Genomic DNA, 2,154 nt, shown 5'->3' with positions numbered 1-2,154 from the left:
GGTTTGGCGAACAGCCGACTTTCAAAATCAAGCCCCGGCGACAGGTCATGAAACGCATGGGTTGGCCGCGCGAAGCAGTAGATGCAGCCATGTTCACAGCCGCGATAAGGGTTGATCGAACGGTCGAAGCTGATGTCGGGCGACCTGTTGCGCGATATGATCGTCTTGGGATGTTCGGCGGTCACGGTCGTGCGCAATTTGGCGGGCGCGCCGTCTACGTTATCCGCTGCATCGAGCCAATCGCCATCGGCTTCGCGGTCGAGCGAGCCTGTGCGGGTTGGCCGCAAGTTGGTCGGGGCGCCGCGGCCAGCGATCGGGGGGAGGGGTTTTGACGATTCCACCCGGAGAGATTAATCCTCCAGTAAGAACAAATAAAGAACGAATTGCCTATTCGGTGAGCCGCGGCATCAACTCTACAAAATTGCAGGGCTTGTGTCGGCTGTCGAGCTGGGTCGACAAAATGCCTTCCCACGCGTCGGTTACGGCCCCGGTCGAACCGGGCAGGGCGAAGATATAGGTTCCGCGCGCAACGACGGCACAGGCGCGCGACTGGATCGTCGACGTTCCGATCTTTTGGTAGCTGAGCCAGCGGAACAGTTCGCCGAAGCCGGGGATATCCTTGCCGTCGAGCCGGTGCAGCGCCTCGGGGGTCACGTCGCGTCCCGTCAGCCCCGTGCCGCCCGTCGTGATAACGGCGTCAACCGCGGGGTCGTCGATCCAGTTATGAAGCCGCGAGACGATCAGGTCGGTTTCGTCGCGGATGATCGCGCGGGCGGCCAGAATATGCCCGGCGCCGGTCAGCAATTCTTCGAGCATGTCGCCCGAGCGGTCGTCGGCGGCGCTGCGGCTGTCCGATATCGTCAGGACGGCAATGCGGACGGGAACGAAGGCCAGGCCCTCGTCAATCGGCATCGGCGAGGCTGCCCGCATAGGTCAGGCGGGTGCGGTCCTTCCCATCGGGAAAGCGCGGCCATTTGCCCTGCGCAAGCGCTGCGCGGCTGACGGAAGGCTTGCCCTGCTGTGCCTCATACATCCAGTAATTGCGCAGCACGATGGCAACATAGCCGCGCGTTTCCCAATAGGGGATCGATTCCATGTAAAGCAGCGGGTCGCCATTGTCGCGAATCTCCGACTGCCAGCGTGCGACGGGCGCGGGGCCGGCGTTGTAGGCGGCAATGACCTTGGGGAGTTGCCCGCCGGTCGACGGGTCGCGGCTAAGATATTGCAGATAGCTTTGCCCCATGTCCATGTTGACCGCGGGGATGCGCAGGTCGCCTGGACCGCTATCGCCGCGCCAGCGCGCGACGTCGCGCGCGGTGCCCGGCCGCACCTGCATCAAGCCGAAGGCGCCTGCGGGGCTGACCACGCTGCGCTGGAAGCGCGATTCCTGAAGCGTATGGGCGAAAACCAGCGCCGGATCGACCTTCCAGCCGCCATTGGGTTCCCATTTGGGCTGCGGGTAGCGTGTCAGCGCGGCGGGCTTGCGGCCCTGCGGCGTATTATGGGCAAGATAGAGCTGCGTTTCGGGCAGGCTGAGCGCGCCCGCGATCGCGAGCAGCTGTTCATGCTGCCGCGCGTCACCGATGCGCGCCTGATGGCGCAGCGCATTGTCCGCATATTTATCCTCGCCGATTTCCGACAATGCCATGGCGATGCGGACGTTCGGGAGGCCTTCGAGCGCGCGCCAGGCGCTGCGGTCGGCGCGGACATTTTCGCGCTGGCGGTTCGTTTCGACGCCCAGCGTTTCGACCGCAAGCAGGCCATAGAAGGTTTCGTCATTGGCAGCCGCGGCACGCAGGCGCGGCTGAACCGCGGCCGGTTCGCCCGCAGCGACGGCGGCGCGCGCGGCCCAATAATAGGCGGCGGCGCGCAGCTCGCTGTCGGGCGCTTCCTTTGCCACGCGGTCGAATGCGGCGAGCGCGCCGCGATAATCGCGCGTGCGCCACGCCGCGAGACCCTTCACCCACGCGCCCTGCGTCGACCAGGCGCCGCTGCCCGCGCTGCATTCGTTCGCGAGGCGGAGCGCGTTGGCGTCGTCATTTTCGATATAATAGGACCAGGCCACCTTTTGCCGCCATTCGTCGCGCGCCTGGGGCGTCAGCTGGTCGGCGACGGCGTTGAGCAGCGCCTCGGCCCCAGCGGGATCGTCATTTT

2 protein-coding genes and 1 pseudogene are annotated in these 2,154 nt (G+C 65.4%); all 3 read right to left on the bottom strand.

The genetic code is table 11. The features are described 5' to 3' along the window. A pseudogene (locus tag A3E77_RS04575) lies at window positions 1–341 on the bottom strand (PA0069 family radical SAM protein); the annotation flags it as partial. 46 nt (window positions 342–387) lie between these two features. Continuing rightward, the gene (gene moaB, locus A3E77_RS04570) at window positions 388–912 is read right to left on the bottom strand and encodes a molybdenum cofactor biosynthesis protein B (RefSeq protein ID WP_293643652.1); all 525 of its coding nucleotides are present in this window, start codon (window positions 910–912) and stop codon (window positions 388–390) included. After that, a partial coding sequence (locus tag A3E77_RS04565) for a lytic transglycosylase domain-containing protein (RefSeq protein ID WP_293643651.1) occupies window positions 902–2,154 on the bottom strand: 1,253 nt, incomplete at its 5' end. The genes A3E77_RS04565 and moaB, both read right to left, overlap by 11 nt.

This window comes from Sphingopyxis sp. RIFCSPHIGHO2_12_FULL_65_19 (assembly GCF_001830555.1).
In the GTDB taxonomy this organism is placed as follows: Bacteria; Pseudomonadota; Alphaproteobacteria; order Sphingomonadales; family Sphingomonadaceae; genus Sphingopyxis.
Note: the sequence above shows the minus strand (reverse complement) of the source record. Positions and strands in the feature narration are given on the sequence as shown.

Coding starts and splice junctions, on each gene's coding strand:
- moaB (WP_293643652.1), bottom strand. CDS start 912: ATGCCGATTGACGAGGGCCTGGCCTTCGTTCCCGTCCGCATTGCCGTC.